Source organism: Bdellovibrio sp. HCB337, from assembly GCF_047302465.1.
Lineage (GTDB): Bacteria > Bdellovibrionota > Bdellovibrionia > Bdellovibrionales > Bdellovibrionaceae > JACMRP01.
Window position 1 is genome coordinate 2931492 of the sequence record NZ_CP178621.1, and the last position, 25053, is coordinate 2956544.

The 25053-nt window shown below is 44.1% G+C and carries 30 protein-coding genes and 1 tRNA gene; 13 read left to right on the forward strand and 18 right to left on the reverse strand.

Features of this window, described 5'->3' with window-relative positions; all coding sequences use genetic code 11:
• Positions 1-96 precede the first annotated feature (96 nt).
• Positions 97-471: a hypothetical protein gene (locus tag ACLWBB_RS14160; RefSeq protein WP_413288196.1), complete on the reverse strand. Its 375-nt coding sequence runs from the start codon at positions 469-471 to the stop codon at positions 97-99.
• Positions 472-810: 339 nt separating this feature from the next.
• Here ACLWBB_RS14160 and ACLWBB_RS14165 point away from each other — a divergent pair, with 339 nt between their 5' ends.
• The 4 genes from ACLWBB_RS14165 (at position 811) to ACLWBB_RS14180 (ending at position 4384) form a co-directional block, all read left to right on the forward strand.
• Positions 811-1515: a helix-turn-helix domain-containing protein gene (locus tag ACLWBB_RS14165; RefSeq protein WP_413288197.1), complete on the forward strand. Its 705-nt coding sequence runs from the start codon at positions 811-813 to the stop codon at positions 1513-1515.
• Positions 1516-1637: 122 nt separating this feature from the next.
• Positions 1638-2075, forward strand: a complete 438-nt coding sequence (locus tag ACLWBB_RS14170) for a rhodanese-like domain-containing protein (protein ID WP_413288198.1) — start codon at positions 1638-1640, stop codon at positions 2073-2075.
• Between the two features lie 10 nt (positions 2076-2085).
• Positions 2086-3546: a methyl-accepting chemotaxis protein gene (locus ACLWBB_RS14175; protein WP_413288199.1), complete on the forward strand. Its 1461-nt coding sequence runs from the start codon at positions 2086-2088 to the stop codon at positions 3544-3546.
• A 124-nt stretch (positions 3547-3670) separates the two neighbouring features.
• Positions 3671-4384 carry a hypothetical protein gene (locus tag ACLWBB_RS14180; protein ID WP_413288200.1) on the forward strand — a complete coding sequence of 238 codons (714 nt, stop codon included), beginning with the start codon at positions 3671-3673 and terminating at the stop codon, positions 4382-4384.
• 10 nt (positions 4385-4394) lie between these two features.
• Here the strand turns inward: ACLWBB_RS14180 and ACLWBB_RS14185 are convergent, their stop codons facing one another.
• Together ACLWBB_RS14185 and ACLWBB_RS14190 are read right to left on the reverse strand one after the other, a co-directional pair.
• Positions 4395-5117, reverse strand: coding sequence for a sterol desaturase family protein (locus tag ACLWBB_RS14185; protein WP_413288201.1), 723 nt, complete (start codon positions 5115-5117; stop codon positions 4395-4397).
• Positions 5118-5343: 226 nt separating this feature from the next.
• A complete protein-coding gene (locus ACLWBB_RS14190) occupies positions 5344-5811 on the reverse strand; it encodes an organic hydroperoxide resistance protein (protein ID WP_413288202.1) in 468 nt (155 codons plus the stop codon).
• Between the two features lie 182 nt (positions 5812-5993).
• Between ACLWBB_RS14190 and ACLWBB_RS14195 the strand changes: the two genes are divergently transcribed.
• Together ACLWBB_RS14195 and ACLWBB_RS14200 are read left to right on the forward strand one after the other, a co-directional pair.
• Positions 5994-7406 carry a hypothetical protein gene (locus ACLWBB_RS14195; RefSeq protein ID WP_413288203.1) on the forward strand — a complete coding sequence of 471 codons (1413 nt, stop codon included), beginning with the start codon at positions 5994-5996 and terminating at the stop codon, positions 7404-7406.
• Positions 7407-7414: 8 nt separating this feature from the next.
• On the forward strand, positions 7415-8791 hold the full coding sequence (locus ACLWBB_RS14200) for a TAXI family TRAP transporter solute-binding subunit (RefSeq protein WP_413288204.1): 1377 nt from the start codon (positions 7415-7417) through the stop codon (positions 8789-8791).
• Between the two features lie 12 nt (positions 8792-8803).
• Here ACLWBB_RS14200 and ACLWBB_RS14205 read toward each other — a convergent pair whose 3' ends face one another.
• Positions 8804-9901: a hypothetical protein gene (locus tag ACLWBB_RS14205; protein ID WP_413288205.1), complete on the reverse strand. Its 1098-nt coding sequence runs from the start codon at positions 9899-9901 to the stop codon at positions 8804-8806.
• A gap of 334 nt (positions 9902-10235) precedes the next feature.
• On the opposite strand from ACLWBB_RS14205, the gene ACLWBB_RS14210 reads away from it, so the two are divergent.
• On the forward strand, positions 10236-11123 hold the full coding sequence (locus ACLWBB_RS14210; RefSeq protein ID WP_413288206.1) for a type IV pilus modification PilV family protein: 888 nt from the start codon (positions 10236-10238) through the stop codon (positions 11121-11123).
• Positions 11124-11180: 57 nt separating this feature from the next.
• Here ACLWBB_RS14210 and ACLWBB_RS14215 read toward each other — a convergent pair whose 3' ends face one another.
• The 4 genes from ACLWBB_RS14215 to ACLWBB_RS14230 form a co-directional block, all read right to left on the reverse strand.
• Positions 11181-12152, reverse strand: coding sequence for a hypothetical protein (locus ACLWBB_RS14215; RefSeq protein WP_413288207.1), 972 nt, complete (start codon positions 12150-12152; stop codon positions 11181-11183).
• Between the two features lie 178 nt (positions 12153-12330).
• The gene (locus ACLWBB_RS14220) at positions 12331-12576 is read right to left on the reverse strand and encodes a hypothetical protein (protein WP_413288208.1); all 246 of its coding nucleotides are present in this window, start codon (positions 12574-12576) and stop codon (positions 12331-12333) included.
• Between the two features lie 5 nt (positions 12577-12581).
• Positions 12582-12932 carry a DUF2200 domain-containing protein gene (locus ACLWBB_RS14225; RefSeq protein ID WP_413288209.1) on the reverse strand — a complete coding sequence of 117 codons (351 nt, stop codon included), beginning with the start codon at positions 12930-12932 and terminating at the stop codon, positions 12582-12584.
• Between the two features lie 4 nt (positions 12933-12936).
• Positions 12937-13476, reverse strand: coding sequence for a hypothetical protein (locus ACLWBB_RS14230; RefSeq protein WP_413288210.1), 540 nt, complete (start codon positions 13474-13476; stop codon positions 12937-12939).
• A gap of 130 nt (positions 13477-13606) precedes the next feature.
• Between ACLWBB_RS14230 and ACLWBB_RS14235 the strand changes: the two genes are divergently transcribed.
• Entirely contained in the window at positions 13607-14632 is a 1026-nt protein-coding gene (locus ACLWBB_RS14235; RefSeq protein ID WP_413288211.1) for an ATP-grasp domain-containing protein, read from the forward strand.
• A 63-nt stretch (positions 14633-14695) separates the two neighbouring features.
• Here the strand turns inward: ACLWBB_RS14235 and ACLWBB_RS14240 are convergent, their stop codons facing one another.
• Positions 14696-15841: a hypothetical protein gene (locus tag ACLWBB_RS14240; RefSeq protein ID WP_413288212.1), complete on the reverse strand. Its 1146-nt coding sequence runs from the start codon at positions 15839-15841 to the stop codon at positions 14696-14698.
• A gap of 330 nt (positions 15842-16171) precedes the next feature.
• Between ACLWBB_RS14240 and ACLWBB_RS14245 the strand changes: the two genes are divergently transcribed.
• Positions 16172-16438 (forward strand): hypothetical protein, encoded by a 267-nt coding sequence (locus ACLWBB_RS14245; protein ID WP_413288213.1) that lies wholly within the window; start codon positions 16172-16174, stop codon positions 16436-16438.
• On the opposite strand, the gene ACLWBB_RS14250 is transcribed toward ACLWBB_RS14245, so the two are convergent.
• The 6 genes from ACLWBB_RS14250 to ACLWBB_RS14275 all read right to left on the reverse strand — a co-directional run bounded on the left by ACLWBB_RS14250 (position 16428) and on the right by ACLWBB_RS14275 (position 19421).
• Complete coding sequence (locus ACLWBB_RS14250) at positions 16428-16952, reverse strand: YaeQ family protein (RefSeq protein ID WP_413288214.1); 525 nt, start codon at positions 16950-16952, stop codon at positions 16428-16430. The genes ACLWBB_RS14245 and ACLWBB_RS14250 overlap by 11 nt on opposite strands.
• A 12-nt stretch (positions 16953-16964) precedes the next feature.
• Positions 16965-17336: a DUF1428 domain-containing protein gene (locus ACLWBB_RS14255; RefSeq protein ID WP_413288215.1), complete on the reverse strand. Its 372-nt coding sequence runs from the start codon at positions 17334-17336 to the stop codon at positions 16965-16967.
• Positions 17337-17465: 129 nt separating this feature from the next.
• Entirely contained in the window at positions 17466-17750 is a 285-nt protein-coding gene (locus ACLWBB_RS14260; protein ID WP_413288216.1) for a hypothetical protein, read from the reverse strand.
• Between the two features lie 82 nt (positions 17751-17832).
• Entirely contained in the window at positions 17833-18375 is a 543-nt protein-coding gene (locus ACLWBB_RS14265) for a hypothetical protein (RefSeq protein ID WP_413288217.1), read from the reverse strand.
• A 52-nt stretch (positions 18376-18427) separates the two neighbouring features.
• Positions 18428-19219 (reverse strand): protein-glutamine glutaminase family protein, encoded by a 792-nt coding sequence (locus tag ACLWBB_RS14270; RefSeq protein WP_413288218.1) that lies wholly within the window; start codon positions 19217-19219, stop codon positions 18428-18430.
• A gap of 125 nt (positions 19220-19344) precedes the next feature.
• Positions 19345-19421, reverse strand: a tRNA-Asp gene (locus ACLWBB_RS14275).
• Positions 19422-19611: 190 nt separating this feature from the next.
• On the opposite strand from ACLWBB_RS14275, the gene ACLWBB_RS14280 reads away from it, so the two are divergent.
• The 4 genes from ACLWBB_RS14280 (at position 19612) to ACLWBB_RS14295 (ending at position 21875) form a co-directional block, all read left to right on the forward strand.
• Positions 19612-19884, forward strand: a complete 273-nt coding sequence (locus ACLWBB_RS14280) for a heavy-metal-associated domain-containing protein (RefSeq protein ID WP_413288219.1) — start codon at positions 19612-19614, stop codon at positions 19882-19884.
• Positions 19885-20071: 187 nt separating this feature from the next.
• Positions 20072-20461, forward strand: coding sequence for a response regulator (locus tag ACLWBB_RS14285; RefSeq protein ID WP_413288220.1), 390 nt, complete (start codon positions 20072-20074; stop codon positions 20459-20461).
• Positions 20461-20991, forward strand: coding sequence for an oligoribonuclease (gene orn / locus ACLWBB_RS14290; RefSeq protein ID WP_413288221.1), 531 nt, complete (start codon positions 20461-20463; stop codon positions 20989-20991). Before ACLWBB_RS14285 ends, orn begins: the two co-directional genes overlap by 1 nt.
• 83 nt (positions 20992-21074) lie before the next feature.
• The gene (locus ACLWBB_RS14295) at positions 21075-21875 is read left to right on the forward strand and encodes a substrate-binding periplasmic protein (protein ID WP_413288222.1); all 801 of its coding nucleotides are present in this window, start codon (positions 21075-21077) and stop codon (positions 21873-21875) included.
• A 69-nt stretch (positions 21876-21944) separates the two neighbouring features.
• Here ACLWBB_RS14295 and ahcY read toward each other — a convergent pair whose 3' ends face one another.
• The 3 genes from ahcY to ACLWBB_RS14310 all read right to left on the reverse strand — a co-directional run bounded on the left by ahcY (position 21945) and on the right by ACLWBB_RS14310 (position 24687).
• Positions 21945-23255 carry an adenosylhomocysteinase gene (ahcY, locus tag ACLWBB_RS14300; protein ID WP_413291607.1) on the reverse strand — a complete coding sequence of 437 codons (1311 nt, stop codon included), beginning with the start codon at positions 23253-23255 and terminating at the stop codon, positions 21945-21947.
• Positions 23256-23389: 134 nt separating this feature from the next.
• Positions 23390-24151 carry a type I methionyl aminopeptidase gene (gene map, locus ACLWBB_RS14305; RefSeq protein ID WP_413288223.1) on the reverse strand — a complete coding sequence of 254 codons (762 nt, stop codon included), beginning with the start codon at positions 24149-24151 and terminating at the stop codon, positions 23390-23392.
• Between the two features lie 164 nt (positions 24152-24315).
• On the reverse strand, positions 24316-24687 hold the full coding sequence (locus tag ACLWBB_RS14310) for an SWIB/MDM2 domain-containing protein (protein WP_413288224.1): 372 nt from the start codon (positions 24685-24687) through the stop codon (positions 24316-24318).
• Between the last annotated feature and the right edge of the window lie 366 nt (positions 24688-25053).

Consider the following 25053-nt stretch of genomic DNA (forward strand, 5'->3'; position numbering starts at 1 on the left):
TGTCCCGCCCTCATTATAAACCAACTTTCAAAAAAATTTTAAGTTTTCGCGATTGTCATATTTTTTGACAGTCAGCTTTCATTTTCAGTCAAAGTTTCAGACAGTCCTACTAAGCTTCCTGCGGTCAAACCGTTCACTAAAATAAGCCGGCACATTCTTTATCTCCTGAAGTGCATTCAAATCAAAATACTCGTACATACGGCTTGCATGAAAAACTAGAAAGTCATTCTTCTCATGGCACCACGCTGTCACTATCCAATCTTTCCCCTTTGGCTGGACAGTCTCTATCGTAATCTGCCAGGTGTACCGTTTGCCCTTTAAATTCATATAGCCTATTCGGGCATCGGGTCCCCTGAGGCGCCCGTGTATTCTTCGGATCCTTTCGATCCGAGCTTGAAGCTTCTTTCCGTTCGCCATGTACCAAATAAAAAACACTACTAATGCTACGAGGGCTAAAATGAAGTTATCCATGACACTCTCCTTGCGTCGTTACCTTTATTATAGAAGCTCGCAAAAAAAGATCTAACCCTCACACCGAATTTTTTCATAATAAAACGGCGTGGTTCAGAAACTTGACACTTTCAAAAAAACTGCTGAAAAAACTTTGAACACTTCCAAAAAACCTCGGGCATTTTAGAAAATTTGTCGTCGGCGAAGTCGCATTGGCGTTGAGTTTGCTAGATAGAGCTTCGTTTAAAGTAAAATAGAATCTTACTGAGTACACAAGTTTTGTTCTACAGTCCTTGGTATTGGATAATGCAAAAACACAAACTTTTTTGACGTCCTTAAATAAATCGTTAGAATGAATTCATGGAATACAATGCTCTTCAAAAAATCGGTTACATTCTTCGCTTTCACAGAAGACTCAAAGAGTTTTCCCAACACCAAATGGCAGAGGCCCTTGGTATTTCGACTCGAAACTTCCAAAGAATCGAGGCCGGTCAAGTAGAACCAAAGCTTGAGACCCTGATGCGAATCGCGAAGATTTTGGAAATCTCGTTGTCCTCACTCGTCCGCCCTACTGATGCGTCCATGCTTATGGTCCGCGACGTAAGCTCTGCCGAAGAAACGGCGGTCTTTCAAGAGTTACAAAAAGCTACAACAGCTAATAACGAAGACCTTAACTATGCAGAGAAATTGATCGCACAAGATCGCATGACCGGTATGCCTGATAAGTCTTTACAGGCGCAACTGACTGGAACTGTCGCTAAAATCTCTGGGGATCTTGCAAATCTTATTGGAACTGACAGCCATACGATTGATATTCATCCTTGTGTCGTTTTCGGATCAGCCGCTGAACGCTGGGAGTTTGTCTTCCGCAATAACCTCAAGCAGGCGGTCATTGAAAATACGTTTATCTTCCCGAAAGGTCTTAAGGTCTTCCAAGAATTTCATTACAATATGAATCCAAACCCTGACAATCCGACTTCAGAAATATACATTCGCGATATTACTGAGAGCCAAAACCTGGCAACGTGGATCTCCCACATTAAAACAAAAAAAGCTTTATCGTAGTCCTCTAGTTTGCCGACCGTGACAACTCAGACCAGCTTCTGAGTTGTCCACACAATGCGCCACAATTGACGTTTTCCCTGCTTAGGATGCAACCGATCTTTAACACCTAAAGGGGGTTCTCAATGAAGAATCTTGTTATTGCACTAGTTGCATTTCTAACCACCGTCCCCGCCATGGCTGTCGATACACCTACAGAATTGGCTGGTGCCACCATCGTTACTGCCGACAAAGCTCGCGAGCTTATGGGATCTGGAGCAAAGATCTATGATGTTCGTGTTGCTACTGAATACGTCGAAGAACATATTCCAGGAGCCGTCAGCGTTCCATATAAAGAGAATAGCAAGAAAGAAGCTGGCTTTGATGGCGCTCAGGACAAATTCAACTTAAGCGCTGTTACAGCAGGCAAAGACGCCCCTGTGATTTTTCAATGTAATGGTGCTGATTGTTGGAAGAGCTATAAAGCATCCGTGCTAGCTATTAAAGATGGTTTCAAAAAAGTCTATTGGTTCCGTGGCGGCTTGCCCGAGTGGAAACAAAAAGGCTATTCCGTAGAAAAATAGAAATATTTTTATGCAAAAACACGGGCTTCTTAAAAAACTACTTCTGTCCTACGCAGCAATGATGATTCCGGTGGCGATTCTCAGCTTCCTGGCTATTACTTCGAGCAAATTCGCAGAATCCACCTTAGAGAGAATTTACTTACGACAAATTCTACCTGCCACGGAAACTGATGAGATCAAAGAAGACTCTAAAGACATGCTGATTCGACTGACCGGCTACTTGGCAGGACTGTTTCCAGCAACCGGAGCCCGCAATAAAATCTTAGAAGACAAAAAAAGTATCGACGAGCACTGGAAAAAATATAAGAGCCAGATACAAATGTCTGAGCTTACACCAGAACAAGTAAAACTCGTCGAAGAGATCGATCAATCCATCCAGAGAAACATCCAAGATTTTGTCAGCAAGTGTGAAAAAGCCTTAAGTTCAGACAACAAAGATTCAGCTATAGAAATCTTAGAAAACGACTGGCCCCTCATTCAGCTAAAACTGCTGAAACCTATGGAGAAACTGAGTGGCAGTCAGCAGCTTTCAGTCAAAGACGTCTATGAACACTCGAAAGAACAATCACAAAAAATCCTAAAATGGGGCTTAGGAGCTATTCTTGCAACCTTACTTACCACACTGCTCTCCTTGCTAATGGTGGTGAGAACAACACGGTCCTTATTAACATCGATGACTAAAATCGATACCTTGGGGCTGCATGTTCGCTCGGAAAGTAAGGATTGCTCTAGCAACACACAGAACCTATCAAGTGGGATAACGGGGGTAGCGGCCTCACTGGAAGAGACCGCTAGTTCTGTTGAAGAGCTGACTTCGATCGTTAAAGGCAATGCGCAATTTGCCAGCGAGGCTGCCAAAATTTCGACAGAAAACAGCAGCAAGGCTCAGCTTGGAGAGAACAAAATATTTGGCATGATCAACACCATGACTGAAATGGCTGAAAGTGCTCAGCAGATCGAAGCTGCGGTCCAAGTCATTGATGATATCGCCTTTCAAATTAACTTATTGGCCTTGAATGCCTCGGTAGAAGCGGCCCGCGCCGGTGAAGCTGGTAAAGGATTCGCTGTTGTTGCAGAAGCCGTTCGAAGTCTTGCACACAAGAGCGCGGCCTCTGCGAAAGAGATCAACGGCCTAACCAAAACTAGCGTCGATAAAGCGATCGCCGGAAAGAAAGTCGCCAACGAAAGTGGCGAAGTTCTGCGAGATATCGTTGAATCTATTAAGAGTGTTTCTGAAATTAATAATAAGATCGCTGCAGCCAGTGACGAGCAGCTAACAGGACTTGTGCAAATCTCTACGGCCGTTCAGCAGATCGACGCGCTTTCGCAAAACAATGCTTCGATTTCAGAAAGTCTTGTGACTTCGACCAACCAAATGGCCGATCAAGGTAAAAACTTGCAAGAGCTAGTTGCAGATCTTTTAGTAGTGGTTAAAGGCGGCTCCGCCAAAAAGCAGGAGCCTGCGGCTTAAGGACTGTGGTGCCGCACAAGCTGACTACAGTACTTGTGTGCAAAAGCGCCACCTAGACTATCCCCCAAACAAGTTTGAACCGAATCTTGAATTAGAACCTTCTACAAAAGTTATAAGGAGTTCTATGAAATTCCCAAAGTTATTTTCTGCTTTGAGTGTTCTGGTTTTCAGTTTGAATACTTTGGTAGCTGAAGCGAAAACTTTCTCAACAGGGGGTGGCCCGAAAGAATCGTATACACGAACATATACAGTAGAAAAATTAAATAAAGATCAAACTTTATTTAAAGGCAGTGAAGACAATGTGGTCGTTGGTAAGGGTATCATGGGAATAGAGATATTGCTTGTAAAGAACCGGAGAGATTCCAAAGACGTTACATTCTGTAACCACGCGTATGGTTGCGGCACGGTCAATCCGGAGTTCTGCAAACAGCACACAGAAATAATCAAGGAAACCTCTATGACAAAAGAGGAAATTCACAAGTGTGAAAAGTACAACAAAAAACTTGTAGAGATGCTAGATGGAAAACATTCAGGTTTTTATGGGACCACATATCGTGAGATGGAAAATCTTCGAAAATTTGCGCAGGACTATCAACAAACTAAGGACTACAAAAATAGTTTAATCGAACCAGAAATGGATTATAATTATCGTGATGAAAATATAAATTTTAATCACTTCGGTGGGGAGCGCGTTCAGTTTGCATATTATGCAAATATGCTATCTTCTTTTTGCGCCCTCCTGCCCGACTATAATCGCATTCTCTCTGTAAACGAAGCTCCAAGTACAGGCAGCACAACTTCTAAGAAACCAGCTCAACCAGAGCGCGGTAAAAAATAAAGACCCAATGCTATTTTCTGTGGGTCTTCATGACTTTATCCCAGAAGGTGAAATAAAGCCCGTAGTTCCCCTGGGAACGCTTGTGATGAATATTGTGATTAATCGCTGGATTAAACCACTTAAAGTAAGGACTCTTCAGCAGCCAGTCTGGCGCCAATTCAAAATGTGAATGGGCATAGATATTATACAGGAACGTCATAAGGCTAAAGCCCATCGGCACTGACACGTGCATTGGCAAAATAAATACCACCGGGAAAAACCAAAAGAGCTCCGCAAAAGCTTCAACAGGATGAAATGCCTGCGAAGACATTGAAGTGGGATTCGTCGACAAGTGATGAGTGCGATGAAAGCGCTTAAAGAAAAATGGCAGATGCAGTGTTTTATGCATCCAATAGAAATACGTATCGTGAATAATGAAAAGTAAAACAAAACAGAAAATGATCCAGCCGATTCCCCGCTCATTCACATCCATATAGATTTTCGTGTATGGTCTGACGTAAGGATTCAGCGTCGTCGACAACATAAGGCCATAAATGGTGACGGTTTGAACCGAGTACTTAATATCACGAAGAATGTCAGCCTTCTTAACTGGATTTGGCTGCATGGGCTTTGCTTGCAAGGCCTTTACTTTTTTAACTAGAAAAAAAGCAGCTCCGGCAAATACAAAATAGCGGAAAGCTTGTAAAGTAGTTAGCGCAACAAAAGTAAGGATTAGTTCCTGAAACATCGACATGGATCGTATATTAACAAAGAAAAAGGCAGAGTGCCACAGTCGAGCTTTTGGTCGAGTAAGGAATACCCAGGAACTTTGTTCCGTCTTCAAAACTCGGCTCTTGCGGGAGCAACTAGAACGTCCTTTTGCGAGAAAAACTCTGAATTACCCCGCCCTGCTGAAGACTTTACTTACTTAGCTCAATAACAGGTTTCCCCTTCTCAAGAATATAGCCTTTTCAAAATGCTTAGACGAGGTGATAAGTCACTTCGACATTACCTTCGATCGCTTTTGAATAAGGACAGACGTGGCTGGCAGCTTCGACAATTTGCAGAGCCTTTTCACGATCGATTCCTGGAAGCGTGACGTTCAGACGTGCTTGCAAAGAATAATCCTGACCACCCGAAACTACGAGGTCCACTTCTGCATCGACGGCTGTGTCTTTGGGCAACGGAATTTTCTCCTTTTGAGCAACACCTCCCATTGCACCGATAAAGCAGGCAGACCAACCGGCTGCGAACATCTGTTCGGGATTAGTGCCCCTGCCTTTTGCCCCTGGGGAGGCAAACATGACATCAAGTTGCCCATCATCGCTCTTAGCGGACCCGCCGACACGACCGCCTATGGTGTGTGTCTTTGCGGTATAAAAAACTTTGCCCGTCTTATCTGCGTTAAACTTACCCTTATGAACGACTTCTGATTGTGATTGCTCCATAAATATTCTCCTATGTTGATACCTCCGAGATCATCACTAACGAGATTTATTGAAGGCAAGAAAAGACACTCGAAGAACCAGGTTCCATGTGAACAATCATCCAACGCCTTGCAGCTAGTGCCGCATTTTGTGTAGAGCGATTTCCGTTGAATTTAGGAGACATTTCCTTAGAATAATTCTTCATGATCAGACTTTTAACATATCTGTTACTTTTCGCTGCAGTAGCGACTCCGCGCTGGGCCCCTGCGGCCTATGATCCAAAAAATCCTCTGAAGCGCCGGGTAGCTAGCGTTTTCATTTCGAAAGCTTTCATTAATGAACAGCTGAAAGCGCGCACGGCCAAGGCGCCGATTTTTAAAGATTTCAAAATTGAACTCGACGCCAAGACGGATCAGATGTTTTTACTTGGTAAAATTCAAGTTCCTCTCGAAGAGATGGGAACTATGAATTTAGAACCTGGCCTTGGCGAGTTCAAATTTCGAGTGACACTCAAACTCTCTGTCACCAAAGATGGTCACCTCGTTTTAGAGTTCCCAATCAAAGAAACTTATTTCTACCCCGCAATATCGACAGATCCCAAGAACGATCGCGTGATCGTGCCCGTAGAATTGCTATCCTTGGGACTTGCGTCCGCGCGGGGCTACCTTGCAGCCCTTTCTGGGGACATGTCTATCTACGATCGTAAAACTGCTAAACTGAAGTCTGAACTAAAAACCATTCAACGTGAGATCAAAGCAGAAGAAGAGCCCGAAAAAATCGAAGACCTGAAACTTAAGAAAAAACTGGTCGACTTGCAATTGCAAGCTGTTCCCATTGAACGCGCTCGGATGGAAAACACCGCGAAGTCCGTGAACAATATCCTGGCCTTCACTGGAGAAAAAGAACTTAACATTAACGAGGAAATCAGCGCGCGCAAAAATGCCATCATCCTAAAGCTCCGCCTGAGCAAACTTCTTCCTTATCTGAAAGACATTGAACTCGGTGGTGTCCGTATTAGTCATGACAAGGTCGACGGTGGTGGTGAAGATTATTTTGTTGTCGATGTAGACTCACAGCTAGAAGAAGTTCCTTCAGCATCCCCACGCGGACCTCGTCAACAGCGTGTGGGGTTAAAGGTCGCCCCTTCGCTTCTTATTCGTTTGAATCAGAACATCTTCAATAGCAAAGCTTTGATGTCCATTCAGAAAGACAAAATGAATGACATCCGCGACTTTGAAATGGCGCTCAAGGATGATGGGCTTCATGTCTCTGGCAAATGGAAAAAGTATTTTATCAGCGTTCCTTTTGATACAACTGTAGACTTTGTTACAACCGGCCCTGATGTTTTCGAAATCCGTCTGCGTGAACTGAACATCAAAGGCTTTGATTTTAAATTCCTGACAAAGTTTGCTCTTGATGCCGTGAAGGACAGATTAGATGCAGCTCTGTCTGGGATTTGTACATTTGAATATCTCGGCAAAGACAAAGACGAGAGCCAAGTTCTAAAAGTCACTGTTGAACCAAAAAAGCTTGTCCCCGCCTATCCGGATCTACACTTGGTTGCAGTTGATGTCGGTAACCGGCAGTTCATGTTAAAAATCGGCCATATTGAATAGGAAGTATTATGAATACGACACCTCCAAAAACCTCTCATGACCTTGAGGACCAAAAAGAATACCACTATGGCCTTAGAACCATTATGGAGCTTTTTGATATTGGCCCCACAGTCGCAATCACTGTGCTGTCGGTTGCGTTTCTAGTTATTGTCGGCGGAGTGATTGCGTTTTTTAGAAGCGCACCACCATCAACGATCAATTTCTCTACCGGCCCTGAAGACAGTTACTTTCACAAGACGGCCCTTCGCTATGCTAAAGCACTTGCAAAAAATGGCGTAAAAGTGAATGTGCATACCTCTGATGGCTCTTTGCAAAACCTCGAGCGCCTCGCCGACCCAAAATCCAAAATGGATATTGCCTTTGTTCAAGGGGGTATCCGCGATAGAGACCTGAAAACAGAAAACCTCGTTTCCCTAGGTGGCGTCACCTACCAACCTCTGATGGTTTTCTACCGAGGGAAAAAGATCGAGCTGCTCTCAGAACTGACAGGCAAATCCGTAGCGATTGGCTCTGAGGGGTCCGGCACAAGAAAATTTGCATTAAGACTGCTTGGCGCCAATGGGATTAAAGAAAAAGATCCAGGTACTACGAAGCTTCTTAATATGGACGCGGATGATGCGATCGCGGCCCTTGAAAAGAAAGAAATCGATGCCGCTTTTATCATGACTGAAAGCGCTTCGAATGACGACGTCCGTAAGCTTTCTAAATCTGACGAAATTCACCTAATGAACTTCAAACAAGCTGCGGCGATCAATCGCAGAATTGACTATCTGAATGTTCTGGAAGTTCCCGAAGGCGCTATTGATCTTGGCAAAAACATTCCTGATCACGACATCACGCTGGTAGGCCCAATGGTGGAATTGATTGCCACTAATGACCTGCATCCAGCTTTGTCTGATCTGCTTCTGGATGCTGCAGTAGAAATCCACAGTCGCCCGAACCTCTATCAAAAGCGTGGTGAATTCCCAACCCCCGTAGAGCATGCGATCAAGCTCAGCGAAGATGCGCAGAGATTCTATAAATCAGGGAAGTCATTATTCTATCGAAACCTGCCGTTTTGGCTTGCAAGCCTAGTTAGCCGCTTCGTCGTAGTCTTCTTACCGATTGCTGTGTTGTTGATCCCAGCGATTCGTTTCGTGCCAGTCTTTTTCCGCTGGCGCACGCAGATGAAGATTCGTCGTCGTTATCGTGACCTCTTGATTTTGGAAGAAAAATTCAAAAACGAGAGCGACCCGTCTCGTCGCGATGTTTTAAGAAAGCACTTTGAACGCATCGACACCGAAATCAGCAAAATGCGAGTGCGTGCAGCGTTCGCTAACGAGTTCTACTCACTCCGTGGGCATGTCGATTACGTGCGTACACTGATGTCGAAGAGGTTTGCTTAGTTTTGCAAGGCCTTATGGGCAAGAGCAATAAATGCCTTCCCACGAGACCCTAGTAGGATCTATTGGTCCACAATCATTAAGCCTATAATTACTGTAACTAGGCTGTAAAAGAATCTTCGCTCCACCAGCTTGCGGACATCTTTTTCCGGCTGATGCATTGTGGTTTCCGCAAAATTGGTAAATTGTTCCAGTAATTCCCCCAGGTGGAACCAATTTGTAGGCACTACATGTCGGTGATGGCGCCGGTGTTGGTGCTGGAGTAGGAGTCGGTGTTACCGTTGGACGCGGTGTTGGCGTTGGCGTAGCCGTAGGCCCTGGCGTTACCGTAGGCCCTGGTGTTGCCGTAGGCCCTGGTGTTGCCGTAGGCCCTGGTGTTGCCGTAGGCCCTGGTGTTGCCGTAGGCCCTGGCGTTACCGTAGGTGTTGGCGTAGGCGCGGGTGTCGGCGTCGGTGTCGGCGCCGAATCAGAATAGTCTGGGAAACCACACGATAGAATTCTTCGCACGCTTGGTGAACCTGATGTTGAGTCGACGACAACATTTACAGAAGCTAAAACTGAAGCTATCGACCGAGTCGTTTCAGTACCTGCGAAGTTAATTTTCAAATACCCCCTAAAATGGTCAGGAATTCCCGTCGGTCGAATATCTTGAAAACTGACACCACTCACTTTCAAGCCAGAAACCGTCTGTCCTACAGAGACTAGCTCACGCGTGGTATTATCGGCGCCAAAATAGAGTTTATTAAAATGAATCGTAGATACCAAAGAACCGTCCGGCTTAGTTGCCGTTGTGTCTATGGTCTGCCCGGAGTCATAAAATTGCCAGCTGCAGATCTGAGTATTGTTCATCGCTTGCGCTACCGAACTCTTTAAATCAATAGAGTCACTTTTTTGCTGGAAGAATTTTATAGATTTATTTTGCGTATCGGAAATCGTCATCATAGCTGATGCCAGAATTCCAACGAGAGCCAACCCGACAAGAGCGGATACGACCCCCTGGCCCGACTGTGATTTTAATTTACCAACAAAATTTGTATGGATTTGAGAGGCCGGAGTATAAAGACCACTCTTGGTGTCGACAATGATGGAGATAACGTGCTGCATTGGTGTCATAGCAGTACTTTCGGCTAGTTTGCCACTCAACATTAGGTTGTTTTGCAATCGAACGAGGTCAACGAATTTTACGGAAACAAAAACCACTGTGAGTGACATTTAGAGAAAGAGAAAACGACCATGCTGGCCATAAATTTTACTGACCACGCTGTGGGATCATCAGATTACCCAGAAATAGACATCACTACGAGTAGCGTTTAGCAAAAAAGAAAGTGAAAAAAGTTGGTAAAAATATCGAGGGCCACAAACCAGAGAGTCGCAGAACCTGAAGACCACGGAAAAAGCGTAAACATATACTTCTTAAGTTGCTCAGAGATTTTACCGAGAGTTTTGTATGACACTAAAACAGCATGTTAACCCCACCATTGCTGACAGCAAGAGCGGGCTTCGTACTCCGGCCTCTCAAATCCATACAAATTTTGTTGGTAAATTAAAATCACAGTCGGGCCAAACTCTCATAGTTGTTCTTATCGGTTTGGTTATTGCTGGGATTCTGGCATCCATAATGATGTCAATTTCCGATATGCAAAATAAATCTATAAAATTCTTCCAGCAAAAAAGTGACTCTATTGAATTAAAGGCTATGGTCGCACAGGCAATGAACAATATTCAGATTTGCACCTGGCAATTTTATGACTCCGGGCAGACCATAGACACAACGGCAACTAAGCCGGACGGTTCTTTGGTATCTACGATTCATTTTAATAAACTCTATTATGGCACCGATAATACCGCGCCCGAGCTAGTCTCAGTAGGACAGTCTCTTTCTGGCTTGAAAGTGAGTGAAGTCATTTTTCAAGATATTCGACCGACGGGAGTTCCTGACCAATTTAGAGGAGATTTGAAAGTTACTTTCACGAGTACCGGAATGAGTCGATCGATAGCTCCAATTTTTGCTTCTATAAATATTTTGATCGACTCTATGGCAGGTTCAGCAAGTGCGCGACCGATTCTAGCGTGCGGTTTTCCAGTAGACTATACTACAACACCCTCAGGTCCTGGATGCATTGGATATATGTCAGTTCCCAGCGGATATAGCGGAACGATTTATCAACTTTGTGGGAACAGAAATGCATCAGCCGGAAAAAGGTGTCCAACATCAGCTGGCGGCGCGACTATTACGTTACCGCCTAGTTACAGTTCGAATCAGGTTAAGGATTGTTCGTCTCCATCAGATCTATCTAAAGTGACGTGGGAAGGCTTTTTTTGCTCTTGCCCATAAGGGCATAAAAAAACCGAGGCTTGCGACCTCGGTTTCAGGTAACTTGCAGGAGCCTAATTACCCCTCAGGGTTGCTGCTGCAGTTTCTAGCACCTTTAACTTTGTATCCGACAACCTCGTCACGTGAAGAAAGCATTTCGCAACGGAGTTCTTGACCTTGAAATTCAAGTCTTACATCGTGCTTCACCACGATTACTGGAAACGGAAAAAACATTCCGCCCTCAAGCATAGGACGCGTTGATTTCTTGTAGCTAAGGCTCACCGGGCCCGCCAGCTCGACAACAACTCGTCCGCAAGTATGTTCTGCTGGTAGTTCCCTAATGTCTATTTTACCAATAACACGAGTAGTTCCTGAATCGAAAGTCAGTTCTACGTCTCCGTTAGGGCGGATCTTAAGTTCGTCCGCTTGGGCAGAAATATGATTTTCACCTAACAAGCCTAGATCGAAGGCTCCATTTTTGTCCTGACCGTAAAGATTCAAGAACTTCGGAACAAACCCACCATTGGAATCTACTGCGTTGTCATCACCAAGGCCCGTACAACCGTCGACTACAAGGTCAAGAACTGTTGGAGATTTCGCTGTTGGCGGCGGTCCTTGGCGAAGCATGATGTTTTTCTTAAATGGATAGTTTCGCGTTTTGAAAAGAAGCGAGATCTGGCTTTCAGCGCCGCTTTTTTGTTTTCCAGTCACAACGATATAGTCACCTTTCACAGTGATGTCTTTCACGTCAGCGAAAGCAGTACCGATTCTATAGATCTTATCTTGGTCCCAAGCTCTTTTGTACCAAGCTGGCGGAGCATAAAGCACTTCTATCAGCCCGCTTTGCGGAGACTTAGAAAGAGAGAATCTCATAGGACCAACTTCGTCGTGCTCGATAGCACGGAAGACATTGCTAAGAATTGCAGTTTTTTCGGCTTGGCTTGGGCCATGATGCAAAACGATTTGGGTCTTTGCACTGGCAACCATTGGGAGAGCCGCTGTTAAAACGAGCGCTGCCAAAATTTTCTTCATAAACTTTCCTGTTTGCATAATTACTCCTGTTTTTAAAGTCACAGGCCTACATGCGAAAGTTAAGCCAGCTTTAAAGGGCTAATAATACATATGAAAGAATCCACTCGGCTACTTTTTGTACAGCGAATGGTAAAAAGGTGAAGAGTTCACCGAAGCGGAATGTCCCGATTACAAGAGTGAAAATATGAGGATTTTTTTAGGTCAGTCTTTCGAATTTTGTTTTAGCTAGTATCAAGACAACTATAGAAACAAAAAAAGTCAAAGAGGCATTTTCAACGTCACGGCTAGAAAAAAATGAAAAATACTCAGAAAAATTTGAAATAAAACCTGATGCAAACGCTATGGCTATTAATGCGTAACCTTGCCAGGTGACTGGCACAATACTCGCCCCTAACCACTGCTTTCGTACTTCAAACCAATGACCATGCATCCATCTTGGCACTACATTTACTCCCGCAAAATCTTTTCCATCGCTTTGCCTTTGGCTAGCTCGTCTATGAGCTTATCCAGGTAGCGGATCTCTCGCATCAGGGGTTCTTCGATCTCTTCTAATTTGACGCCACAAATGGTCCCTTTAATCAAAGACCGTGACGGATTTAGTTCCGGCGCTTCCGCGAAAAAGGTCTCGAAGTCTGCCTGCTTTTTTATTTGGGACTCCAACTTTTTTTGACTATAGCCCGTTAGCCAACGAATGATTTCATCGACTTCTGCTTTCGTACGCCCCTTTTTCTCTGCCTTAGTTACATAAAGGGGATAAACACTTGCGAAGCTCATTGTATAGATGCGATGTTTTGCCATAGGCCTAACCAATCCGAGTAAACATATCGACAGTCGGCTTTATCCAAAGCTGACATTCAATATGTAGTTTTTGAGGTTCTTTTTCGATTGCGGAAAGCAAAGTTTTCAACTCATCTAGTCTATAGATCTGAGAGCAAAGATGACTTTGATATTCATCGCCCAATTTCTGACGATAGTTTTCGCACATAGAAAACATACTATCACCATATGTAAAGCTGACGACATGTGATGGTACATCGGCCAAATTAATTTTGTAACCTACATTACTTTTGTGCTCTTCGAATCGAGCGTTATTTCCTAAAAAGAAATAGATGGGGAAATCCAGCTCTGGCCTTCCGCCCTTACCAACAAAACTATGACGAATTTTTTGTTCGACCTTCAGTCGCCTGTGAAGATACTCAGGATCTGAAAATCGCCGAAGTCCCCACACGTTTGTATCATTGAGTTCCTTGAGGGTTTCCGCCAACTCCTTTTGAGAAAGGCCGCTCATAGAGCGAAACGGTATTCCTCGGCTGTAGTGAACTATGAATTCAGGAATGTTCATGCTTAGACTTTAAACACAAAAAACTGAGGAAGACCAGGGCGCCGCCCCGCACAAGCCCCAATAAAGTCGCGTGTAGCAAACCCTTTACTAAAAGCTTGCTGATTCTTCGTGAGAATCACAGAATAATGAAATGAAAAAATCACTTCTTTTATTCGGTGGAAGCTCGGAAGAGCGTTTGGTTTCAGTCGCTTCGGCACAAAATCTCGCAGTCAGATATGAATTTTCGGAGATTTACTTTATTCACCCTGAGGGCTCGTTGTCCTCGATCAGTAAAGACGAGCTTCTTAATCATAAAGATGCATTCCAAGTTCAATTTAGAACTCAACAAAAGCCATTCTCTCAGTCTCTTAACGAGGCTATTTCTTTTTTAAAGGACAAAACGGTTTTTCTAGCCCTTCACGGCACTCAAGGTGAAGACGGCACTATTCAGTCTTTATTTGAATCAGCAAGTATTGCATTTACGGGTTCTAATTCGACCTCAAGTCGATTGGCTTTCGAAAAAGATAAAGCAAAGAAAGTCGTATCGAAAGTTGATATCGCAGTGGCTGCTGAAATGGTTTTGAATCAAGAGAATTTAAAAAATGCAGCGTCGACAATTCAAGCCTTTTATAAGCAGCACGGGAAAATGGTTGTAAAACCCATTGCCAATGGCTCGAGTATTGGTCTGCATATTATAGCAGATGAGAAGTCCCTTAATGAGGCCACTCAAGCCATAGGTTCTGAAAAATATGGCAGCTACCTCTTAGAAAAATTTATCGAAGGCCGAGAGCTTACCATTGGAGTACTCGAAACTGACCAGGGGCTCAAAGCTTTGCCACCGTCTGAAGTTGTGCTCAACGCTGGCCACTCATTTGACTACCAAGGTAAGTATCTTGGGCGCGGTACGACTGAAATCACGCCCGCAATACTTTCAGCATCGGAAACTGAAAAGGCTCAACATCTCGCGATTCAAGCACACAAAGCTCTCGGCTGTTTTGGCTATTCAAGAACAGATGTGATTTTAACCTCGACAGGGCCGGTCTTTTTAGAGACCAACACTCTTCCGGGACTTTCCAAAGCATCTTTTATTCCACAGCAATTAACTGCAGCGAATATAGAATTTAAGTTGTTCATTGAACGCCAATTGGAACTTGCTGAAACAAGAAAGCTTACGTAGAAAAACGCAGATAGTTCATATCCCTAAAATTCTGGTTGGATGGGAGTCGCGCCTGCGGCCTTTTTATTTCAAAGGAGTTTTAATTAATTTCGCAACTTCCGAGGTGAATAGCTTGAATCGGCGTGCCTGTGCTTCAGGAAGATCACCTTTAGTGGCCGCTTGATCAATCAACGTGGTGACTCGATGAAGATTTGCACTAAACTCCGATAGAGCCGCTTGGAAGTCAGCCTTGAATTGCGGCTCTACTTCGGTCAAATAGGTCGACACGTAGGAGAATCGGGATCTTACAAATGCTTGAATGTGCTCCTGCTCGGTCTCTGCCATTTTACTGCAATCTTCTTCCATACAGAGTGGAGGAAAGTCTCCGGTGATTGTAGCAGCAAGATCGAAATCTTGAGGCGCAGCAATCCGTTGATTGCCTGAATTTAATATAACGACATTCTTAATACCAAACATCATTTCGTCCGGATCTAAAACTTCGTCTGAGAGTGGCAAGCCAAAGTCGTTATTCCCTAATAACATTTCGCTCAAATATACGAGAGCCGCTGACTTTCCATTAACCTTGTCAGAGGTGATATTGTCAAACTGGAGACCTTCTCGGTCATGGGGGTCTTGTGTATAGTCGATAACTTCAGCGCCCATTCTTTTGCTCATCGCTTTTTCTGTTTCTAGGAAAAATGCAGGTCGGGTTCTGGGTTGAAACTTTGTACTTGTCGGATCCACATAGGTAATTTGCGCCCACTGAGTGGATTGATGAGGAACATTCAGCGCAGTCAAAATTTGATATGCTAAGTGCTCACCGCGTGTACCAGCACCACCGTTTCGAATGCGACCTGCCTCACTAGCAGATTTTTCATCGCCGCAATGAGTTCCTATTTTAATCGAGTTGCTACCATCAAAGATGTCGGCATCAGTTTTATTTGCGACTTTAATTTTCAACTTAGGAAAACTACACTCTTTAGGATCTATACTGGTGGTGCCTCTAACGGAAATTTTAATAGAGACTAACCGACCGCCTTGTGCCTGACTCAAACGCATGACACCGTCGTATTCAGTTTCTTTGTTTCGATCCTTAATGATTTTTTCCCAGGGACCTTCCAAGGTGATGTTTTCAAGAGCCGTTGATACCTCTGCGGCAAAGGATACCTCAGAAAACGAAGATGTCACCAGTGCAAGGCTGAGCGCCAATAACAATGATTTAGGATGCATAAAAGTCTCCAGGGCTACGACACAATTATCCAAAGACGTATATTTACAAAAATCGATCCTACTCTAAGTACACTAAAACGTCTTTATAGGCATATGACATGTATAACAAGTAGACAAAGAGGCCGGTTTTGCCGACCCAATATGCTTTTCTCCATTCTTAAAAACGCGATCAAAGTTACCAAAGCAGGAATACAAAAACACCCTACTCACTCAGATCCATAACTGAGTAGGGCCTGACTAAATACAAATTCACCGGCCCTTGAGACACAAGGGGCACAAGTTCAGAATAGACTTTAAATAGCCCGAGACCCAAAGACGTGGAGGTTTTCCATGAATTTAAATTTTGTTAATCTAATGAGAGCAACCTTAGCAGGAATTGTTTTATTTTCCGTAAGTATCCCCCCAGAAGCCTATGCTACCGAACGAGGTAAAACACGCCAAGCCTCACGGGACGTTAGACAAACAGGTCGCGAAGATGAACGTACTGCAAAGGACGAATGTCGTAAGGGCGATGAACAAAGCAACGCCAATTGCCGAAGAGACAAACGAGACGCCAAACAGGAAAACCGCGAAGAGGCTCGCGACATCAAATACTAATTTTTTTGACCTGCCCGACTGTCGTCACCGCACCTATCGTAAGATCACACTGTCCCTGCTGTACAAGCAGGGACCAGCGGTTGTTCTTTTCGACACTCTTACCAAGCGTCTCCAAAAACTCAGATTCAAAAGCAAAGATTTGAATATCCTGTGCCCGATGAACATCGCCTGCACGAATTTCGTTTAAAAGAATATCAGGATTTTTATATGTGAAGACCCACACTTCTTTGGCAGCCTTACCCGCCTTATGAAGTTTGCGCGCCGAAGGGTTGCCGATCTCGATCCATAGGTCGATGGAGTTATGATTACCAAGCTTTCGTAGTGCCGGAGCATCAGGATCCGCCAAGCCCCCTGGAGTGAACTCAAGGCCTTCTTGATAGGCCAAGCAATAAGCCAGCACGCGGCTTAACATGTAAGGATAGGTTTCCGAAGGGTGCTGGGCCACACGGAAATCCAAAGACTCGTAAACGCCGCGATCAATATCTGAGAGTTCAATTTGAAATCGGTAAAGCATCGAAGATCAGCTTTACATCTGAACCAGTGGCTTGAATCCGCCCCAGTACATCCGCATCCCATCAAAGCCCAATTTTTTTGGATCCATGTAAGGCTCAAGACGCTTGTCAGACATAACCTTCTTCATCACACGTTCGGCCTGAGCTCTACTCTTGAAAGTCGACCATCCTAAGATAACAACTTCGCCTTTTTTAAGCTTCAAGCTTCGTGGAAAAGAGGTCACCTTGCCATACTCGAGCTCTTCTCCGACGCATTCGATGTAGCTGAGAGCTCCATGCTCTATCCAAAGCTTGCCAGCAAGTTTAGCCAACTTTTTGTACTGGTTAAGATTCTTTTTTGGGACTGGAATGACAAAACTGCGAATGCAGCCTGCTTTGTTCTTCATATAAATCTCCTAAAAGTTCGAGACGCGTTTAAGCCTTCGAAAAGACGATATCTAGATCTTTGACTTTATAGAAGAGAATTCTAGCGGAATATGAAATTACCCAATCACACGTATCGGCAAATTGAGAAATTATTTTTTCGTTTGTGGGTATCCCAAGATGTCGACGTAGGTAAGACCTTTTGTCACAGCTGAAGACGGTCTTGCACGTTGGCCCTTGATAAGAATTCGTCCATCCAAGAAAAGCTGCTTAAACGGCACGCGAGTCAGAATCGCAAGATCGATATTTTCTTTTTGTGCCTTCAATGCTGTCAAAAGCACCGTATCGATGCGCTTCTCAGCTCTATTAAGATTCAAAACGATACGAAAAGATTTTGGCGGCTGAGGAGGAACGAAGTCAGTATAAGTATTTTCCATAGAGGCGCACTCTGACATGCTTTCCCGAAGCTGTCCATCTTAGGCCCTCGCAGGCCCTATTTCAGGAAGTAATTTCAGAAGGTCACGGACTTGGTGTCGATTTCGCGGCTGTCTCTGGGCTAGCAGGCGCCTCTGGGCCATCTTGTGGACCTTCTTGAGGGCCATCTTTTGGGGCATCTGGGCCGTCTTCCGTCGTCTGTTTCGGCGTCTGTTGCTCCTCATCGACTGTTTCTACAGCCTCTTCTGGTGGAAGCTCCTGTTTCACACTTTTTATGGACTTGTTCGCATACGAAGGCGTTTTCGCCAAAACAGCATTACAAGAGCTTTTCGAGCCGAAAAAATGCTTCCACATCTCTTTGTCGTCTTTGCCCTTGATCTCGAATGTTTGTACTTCCGATCCCATGTAAGAGCCAGATTTCGCATATTCCTTAAGGTGCTTCAGCTTACGCGGAATTTTGCGTTCTCCGTCACACTCTTCTTGCGAAGCCTTGCCACCTTCCGCCCAAAAACTGAAAGCTTTCGGCGGTCTTCTTTTCGCCAAAGCGAAAGAGCCAGGACTCACCATCGGTTGAAGTAATAGGACGCCCGCAAAGATCACTAACTTTTTAAATTTGATATTCCACATATTCAAAAATGCTAACAGCAATTTGCTTCAGCTAGAAGTTAAAAAGGCAGGTTTATTCTGAACAATGAGTCTGTACTGCCGTCGCTCTATCGGGGCCCAGATTAGTTAGTTTACTTTGCCCAAATACGCTATACATGAGTCCTCCGCCGACTTTTGATTCAACAGCTTCATTTATATCTAACACCTTTTTATATGCTTGGAGAACCGCCTTCCGATAACCACACTCGCTGCTTTTCACTTGCGTGATATTATCCCAAGCCGGTTCAGATGTTTGAGGCTGTATTACAAAATCTAGTTTTGGTCGATTTGGACATTTTAAGTTTTCAAGATACTCATCTAGTGGAACTAAATTGTCTGCAAACATGGGGTCTAAGATGAATTTACTTTGGTGACCATCGTCATTAGTTATTGTTACGACATTCGCAGTATGGGCCCTATAGGGGTAAATCACGTACCCAGTAGACAGTTTTAGCGGAACATCGATCATACCTTGTATGAATATTTTTTCAGATTTATAGCCCATTTTGTCCAGATAAAAAGAGAGTGCTGTCGCACGAGCATTGCACTCTCCGTTGGGATTTGAATTTCTGAATTTCGCGTTCGACCAAATATCTTTTTTTAACTTTTCCCATTCTTGCGCAGGGATCGAAGCTTGCTTAGCTTTACATGGGATTTCTCCCATTTTACTATCTACAGTCTTCAATATTTCCGCAATTTGGATATAAAGTTCACCTTGCCTATTGGCGGCACTCTCTAAACAATCTTGGAAATTACCGATAGCTCGCGAGTTCAAATGAAAAAAGAGGGCTATCAAATTGATATAGATCGTTTTTTTGGAAATCATCTAGTTCAGGTTATCATCTGAAAACATCAGCAAGATACTGGACTAGCACAAAGATTTATTTATCAGGCATAAAAAAACCGAGGGTCACGACCTCGGCTTATACGCTCTTAAGAGCTAGAAAAAATTGGCGGGGTGGACGGGACTCGAACCCGCGGCCTTCCGCGTGACAGGCGGACGTTATAACCAACTTAACTACCACCCCGCAATTGAGGAAACATTTATAACGATCTCATCGCCTCTATTCAACAAGATTCTTTAGGGATTTACTCAAAAAAATGGAGCAAAATGCAGGTTTTTAAGGGGTTTGCCCGGCTTTTAAGCAAATTCAAGGCGTAAAGACTTGGCTTCAACCCCTTTCGGAGTAAGATGGGCCCCGAAAAGGAGCACCTCCCATGAAATGGCTAATCCCTGCCCTATTGATACTTCCGATTTCCTCTTTTGCAGAAACCACTACCTACGATGTTACCGGCATGACATGCAACAGCTGCGTAAAAGCTATCAAAGCACAAGTTTGTAAAATGGACGGGATCGAAAAATGCGAAGTGAGCCTCGGAAAAATTATGCTGTCTACCAAAGAAGGCATCACACTGAATGAGCAGAGCGTGAAAGAAGCTGTCGGACGCGCAGGTGATTACAAGGTAAGCGGAAGCTCGACAAAAAAGTAGCTCTCTGTATTTACAAACAAACATTTTTTCATATGGAACAAATTCAAGAATTGTTCAAAACTTAAATGCTCCTTGAGAATTCTTGAAGAGTTTCGAATCTTTCGATTTCGTTCTTAACTGAAAATTGTTTGCTGGGAGCGCTTACTCCTCTTGATTCTATATCAAACATTCATTTAAATCATAGGTAATGAATACAAGAAGAGGACGACTCCTTATTATTGATGATGAGGCAGAGCTGCGAGAAGTTTTGATCGCACTGCTAGAGGACTACATCCTCGAAATCGTCCAAGCATCCAACGGCATGGAGGGTATCGATATCCTCGCCAACCAAAATTTCGATGCAATTCTTTCCGACGAAAAAATGCCTAAGAAGTCCGGACTCGAGGTTCTGAAATGGATCCGCGAAAAGGGAATGAGCACTCCTTTCATTATTCATTCTGGTTACCGTCATAAAGATATGGTTTCTGAGGCCAGCCGCCTCGGAGCCTTTGCTTTTATCGACAAACCATGGGATGAAAATAAGCTCATTCAAACTGTCTGTGACGCAATTGACGTCGGACTAGCAAAGAAGACTTAATGGATAAATTATATTGGATCGATATGGAGATGACGGGCCTCGACGTCAAAAAAGAGGTCATCATTGAAGTGGCGGCTATTATCACAGATCTTGATTTTCAAGAGCTGGATCAATTCGAAACCGTGGTTCGTCAGCCACAAAGTTATCTCGACAACATGGACGCATGGAATACGGAACATCATAAAAAATCCGGCCTCACTGCGAAAGTTCCTTACGGAATGGCTCCGGACTTAGTTGAAGCCAAACTTTGCGATCTCGTAAAAAAACATTTTCCAGATTCTAAAAATAAGCCGATCTTAGCAGGCAACTCTATCAACCAAGATCGTCTGTTCATTGATAAATACATGCCGGAGTTCGGCGAACGTCTGCACTATCGTGTTGTTGATGTGAGCTCTTGGAAAGTGATCATGAATAAAAAATTCGGATACACTTACAGCAAATCCAATCAGCACAGGGCTTTAGATGATATTCGCGAAAGTATTCAAGAATTAAAAGCATACTGCCGATTCATAGACATAAAAAAATCATAGGCGCGTGTCATACGGGTCTATGACCACAATCATCGCCATAATAGGATGAGGGTACCTCTTAAACTGAGGTATATGATCGGGCTATGTTCAAAATAATTTTTATTTTGTTTGTTTGCTTGTGTCCGTTTGGGACGCAAGCACAAGAGAAAGCTAAAACCACAAGACTCAGTATTCTGACTGAGGAATGGCCTCCTATTAGCTTTGAAGAGAATGACAAGGCTCAAGGCTTTGCCGTGGAAATCGTTGAACAGATCCAATCCCTGACTCAAGATAAGCACCCTATTCAAGTAGTGCCGTGGGCTCGCGGCTACCGTGAGCTTCGCAATCAACCCAATGTTGTTTTATTTACGGTTATTCGCACCGAAGAGCGCGACAAACTATTTACTATGGTTGGCCCCCTCGGAGTCAGCGAAGTGGCCCTGTATGGCCTTGCTGAACGCAATCTGCCGGTTCAATCCATAGAAGACGCCAAAAAGCTGATTGGCATTGCTGCCGTCAACGAAACCCTATTTGCGACAGCTCTTCAACAAAAGGGTTTTCAAAATCTGGTGATGACTAAAAACCCTGAACAAGAAGTCAGACTGTTGGCAGCGGGCCGCGTAGACTTAATCAGTGGCGACTTCCACGCGCTTCAAACCGCGCTTAAAAAAGCGGGCCTTTCGAATTTGGAATTGAAACGCTATCTTCTGATCGAGAAGAGTAAGTTCTATATCGCATTTTCAAAAGGTACTAACCCAGAGTTGATCAAGCAGTGGAAGCAAGCTCTCAAAAAATTAAAAGCCAATGGCACCTTCAAGAAAATTTCTAAAAAATGGCTTCCGTTTAGCGAAGCCGTTACTGGTGTCGAGGTTGTTGGCCTGCACGCAGATCTTGTCGGCAAATAAAAAAAGCCCACGCTGTTCGCATGGGCTTTTTGAGTTCTATCAAAAAATAAAACCTCGAGCAGACTGCTCTTAGTAACGGTAGTGTTCTGGCTTGAATGGGCCTTCAACATCCATGTGCAAGTATTTTGCTTGCTTGCTAGAAAGCTTAGTCAACTTCACACCCAATTTACCCAAGTGCAAAGCAGCTACTTTTTCGTCCAATTGCTTAGGCAAACGGTAAACGATGTTCTCTTCGTACTTATCACGGTTCAAGAACAACTCCATTTGAGCCAATACTTGGTTCGTGAAGCTGTTAGACATTACGAAGCTTGGGTGACCAGTTGCACAGCCCAAGTTCACCAAACGGCCTTTAGCCAATACGATCACTTGGTTGCCGTTTTTCAATGTGTGGATATCAACCTGAGGTTTGATCTCGCGCATTTTTGAGTTCTTGTTCAACCAAGCCATGTCGATTTCGATATCGAAGTGACCGATGTTGCACACGATCGCATTGTTTTTCATTTTTGAGAAGTGCTTATCAGTAACGATATCGCAGCAGCCAGTCGCAGTTACGAAAATATCAGCAACAGGAGTCGCCTCTTCCATCGTTGTAACTTCGAAACCTTCCATAGAAGCTTGCAAAGCACAAATTGGATCGATTTCTGTTACCAATACACGCGCACCGAAGTTACGCATAGAGTGTGCGCAACCTTTACCTACGTCGCCGTAGCCAGCTACAACAACCACTTTACCAGCGATCATTGTGTCAGTTGCACGTTTGATACCGTCTGCCAAAGATTCGCGGCAGCCGTACAAGTTGTCGAACTTAGATTTTGTTACAGAGTCATTGATGTTGATTGCAGGTACTTTCAATTTACCTTGCTTCACCATTTGCTCAAGATTGTGAACGCCAGTCGTTGTCTCTTCAGAGATACCGATGATGTTCTTCATTTCTTTTGCAAAACGTGGCTCATGCATCATGTTTGTCAAATCACCGCCGTCATCCAAGATCATGTTGTAACCTTGTTTGCCCCAGCCAGTGATAGTTTGTTCGATACACCAGTTGAATTCAGCCTCAGTCTCGCCTTTCCAAGCGAAAACTGGGATACCAGCTGCTGCAATTGCAACCGCTGCGTGATCTTGAGTAGAGAAGATGTTGCAAGAAGACCAACGGATTTCAGCACCAAGCTCTACAAGAGTCTCGATCAAAACTGCCGTTTGGATTGTCATGTGCAAGCAACCCGCAATGCGAGCGCCTTTCAAAGGCTTTTGTTTGCCGTACTCTTTACGAAGAGCCATCAAACCTGGCATTTCAGTTTCAGCGATAGAGATTTCTTCACGACCCCAGCGAGCAAGTTCTGCGAAAACTTTTGGATTCGCCATTGCTTCTTTGCAAACCATAAAGTCGCGTGTAGGAGCTTTAGAAGTAGTTGTTGTTTTAGCAGCCGCTTTCACTGGCATTTTTACATTTTTTTTCATAGCGTTTTTTCCATTCGCTGTGGTTGTAGATGACATGAACCTTCCTTAATTAGTTTTTAGGGTACTGTGAGAATCTCGTAACCTGTGTCGGTCACTAGAATAGTGTGCTCAAACTGCGCTGACAAGAGACCATCGGCAGTTTCGTAATACTTGATGCTAGATCCCGGAATCGATTTTTCGATAAATTCGTCCGTTCCTTCATTCACCATGGGTTCAACCGTGATGCACTGCCATGGAATAAGCTTATCGCCTTTGCCTCTTTTGCCCCAAGCCGGGACAAAGGGTTCATCATGGAACTTGCGGCCAATACCATGACCGCCGATTTCTTTAACAGTTGAATAGCCGCGACGAGTGACAAACTTATTAGTCTCAAAACCAATGTCACCGGTGTATCCATAAGGAACCACGGCTTCGATCCCTTTGTCGCGAGCCATCAGAGCGGCCTCAACGATATCGCGGGCCTTATCACTGACATTGCCCACCATATATGTAGCCGAGCAATCGCCGAAAAAGCCGTCCAGCTTCGAGGTCACATCGATGTTGATGATGTCCCCGTCTTTCAATTTAGTCGCGTCTGGAAGGCCATGACAGACCACTTGATTGATCGAAGTACAAATAGTCTTAGGGTAGCCGTTATAGCCCAGGCAAGCCGGAATAGCGCCTGTAGAAAGGGTGTAATCATGAACGATCTTATCGAGTTCATCCGTGGTGATGCCGATTTTCACAAACTTGGAGATGTGCTCCAAGGTGCGTGCCGCGTGCTTGCACGCCGCTTCCATCTTTTTAATTTCTTCTTTATTTAACGGGATAACAGCCACGAGAGACTCCTGAGATACCCATTACCTACCAGAGCACCTTGTGAATGTCCACAAAAGGGCTGAAACGAGCCACGGAAAGGATATTTATCAGGCTCAAAAATACAAAAACCCAGCCCTTGTGGAGCTGGGTTTTTACTTAAACCTATTCTAATAGGCCTTAAGGATTACTTAAGGTGCTTAGAAACAAGTTTAGTCATTTCAAACATAGAAACAGTGTTTTTGCCGAAGATTGGTTTCAATTTGTCATCAGCATTGATGTTTCTGCGGTTTTTAGCATCTTGAAGACCGTTCTTCTTGATGTAAGCCCAAAGTTTTTTAACAACTTCAGTGCGTGGAAGTGGAGTAGCTCCAACAACAGCAGCCAAAGTAGTGCTTGGAGTAAGAGGTTTCATGAAAGCAGGATTTGGCTTACGTTTGCCAGCTGCTTTTTTTGCTTTAGGAGCAGCTTTTTTAGTAGCGGCTTTCTTAGTTGCTGCTTTTTTTGGTGCTGCTTTCTTAGTAGCGGCTTTTTTAGTCGCTTTCTTCGCTTTTGCCATTTTTGTATTCCTCCATTAATGGTTTTGCTTTTTCTTTTTGTACTTACTCGAATGACCCCAGTGTAACCAACTCTTGGTGTTTGTCCAAAAAAAAATGCAGGCTTGTTAAAGTTTTTTTGTTTTTTCCTCTGAAAAGCCTCTTTTCAGAGGAGAATTACACAGTTTCCCCTCTGAAAAAGCCGTTTTTCGCTCGAGAAAGAGAACTTTTTCCATGCATTTCAGAGCAAAAAAAGGCCTTTTTCAGAGAGAAATACCCTGTTTTCAGAGGGAAAATCAGGGACAAATGGTGATTTTCCCTTGAGGAAATCGTCACAAATCAGAGCTAGACTCTTGCGATTCCCCACTTCTGCCGAAGAGAAACACATG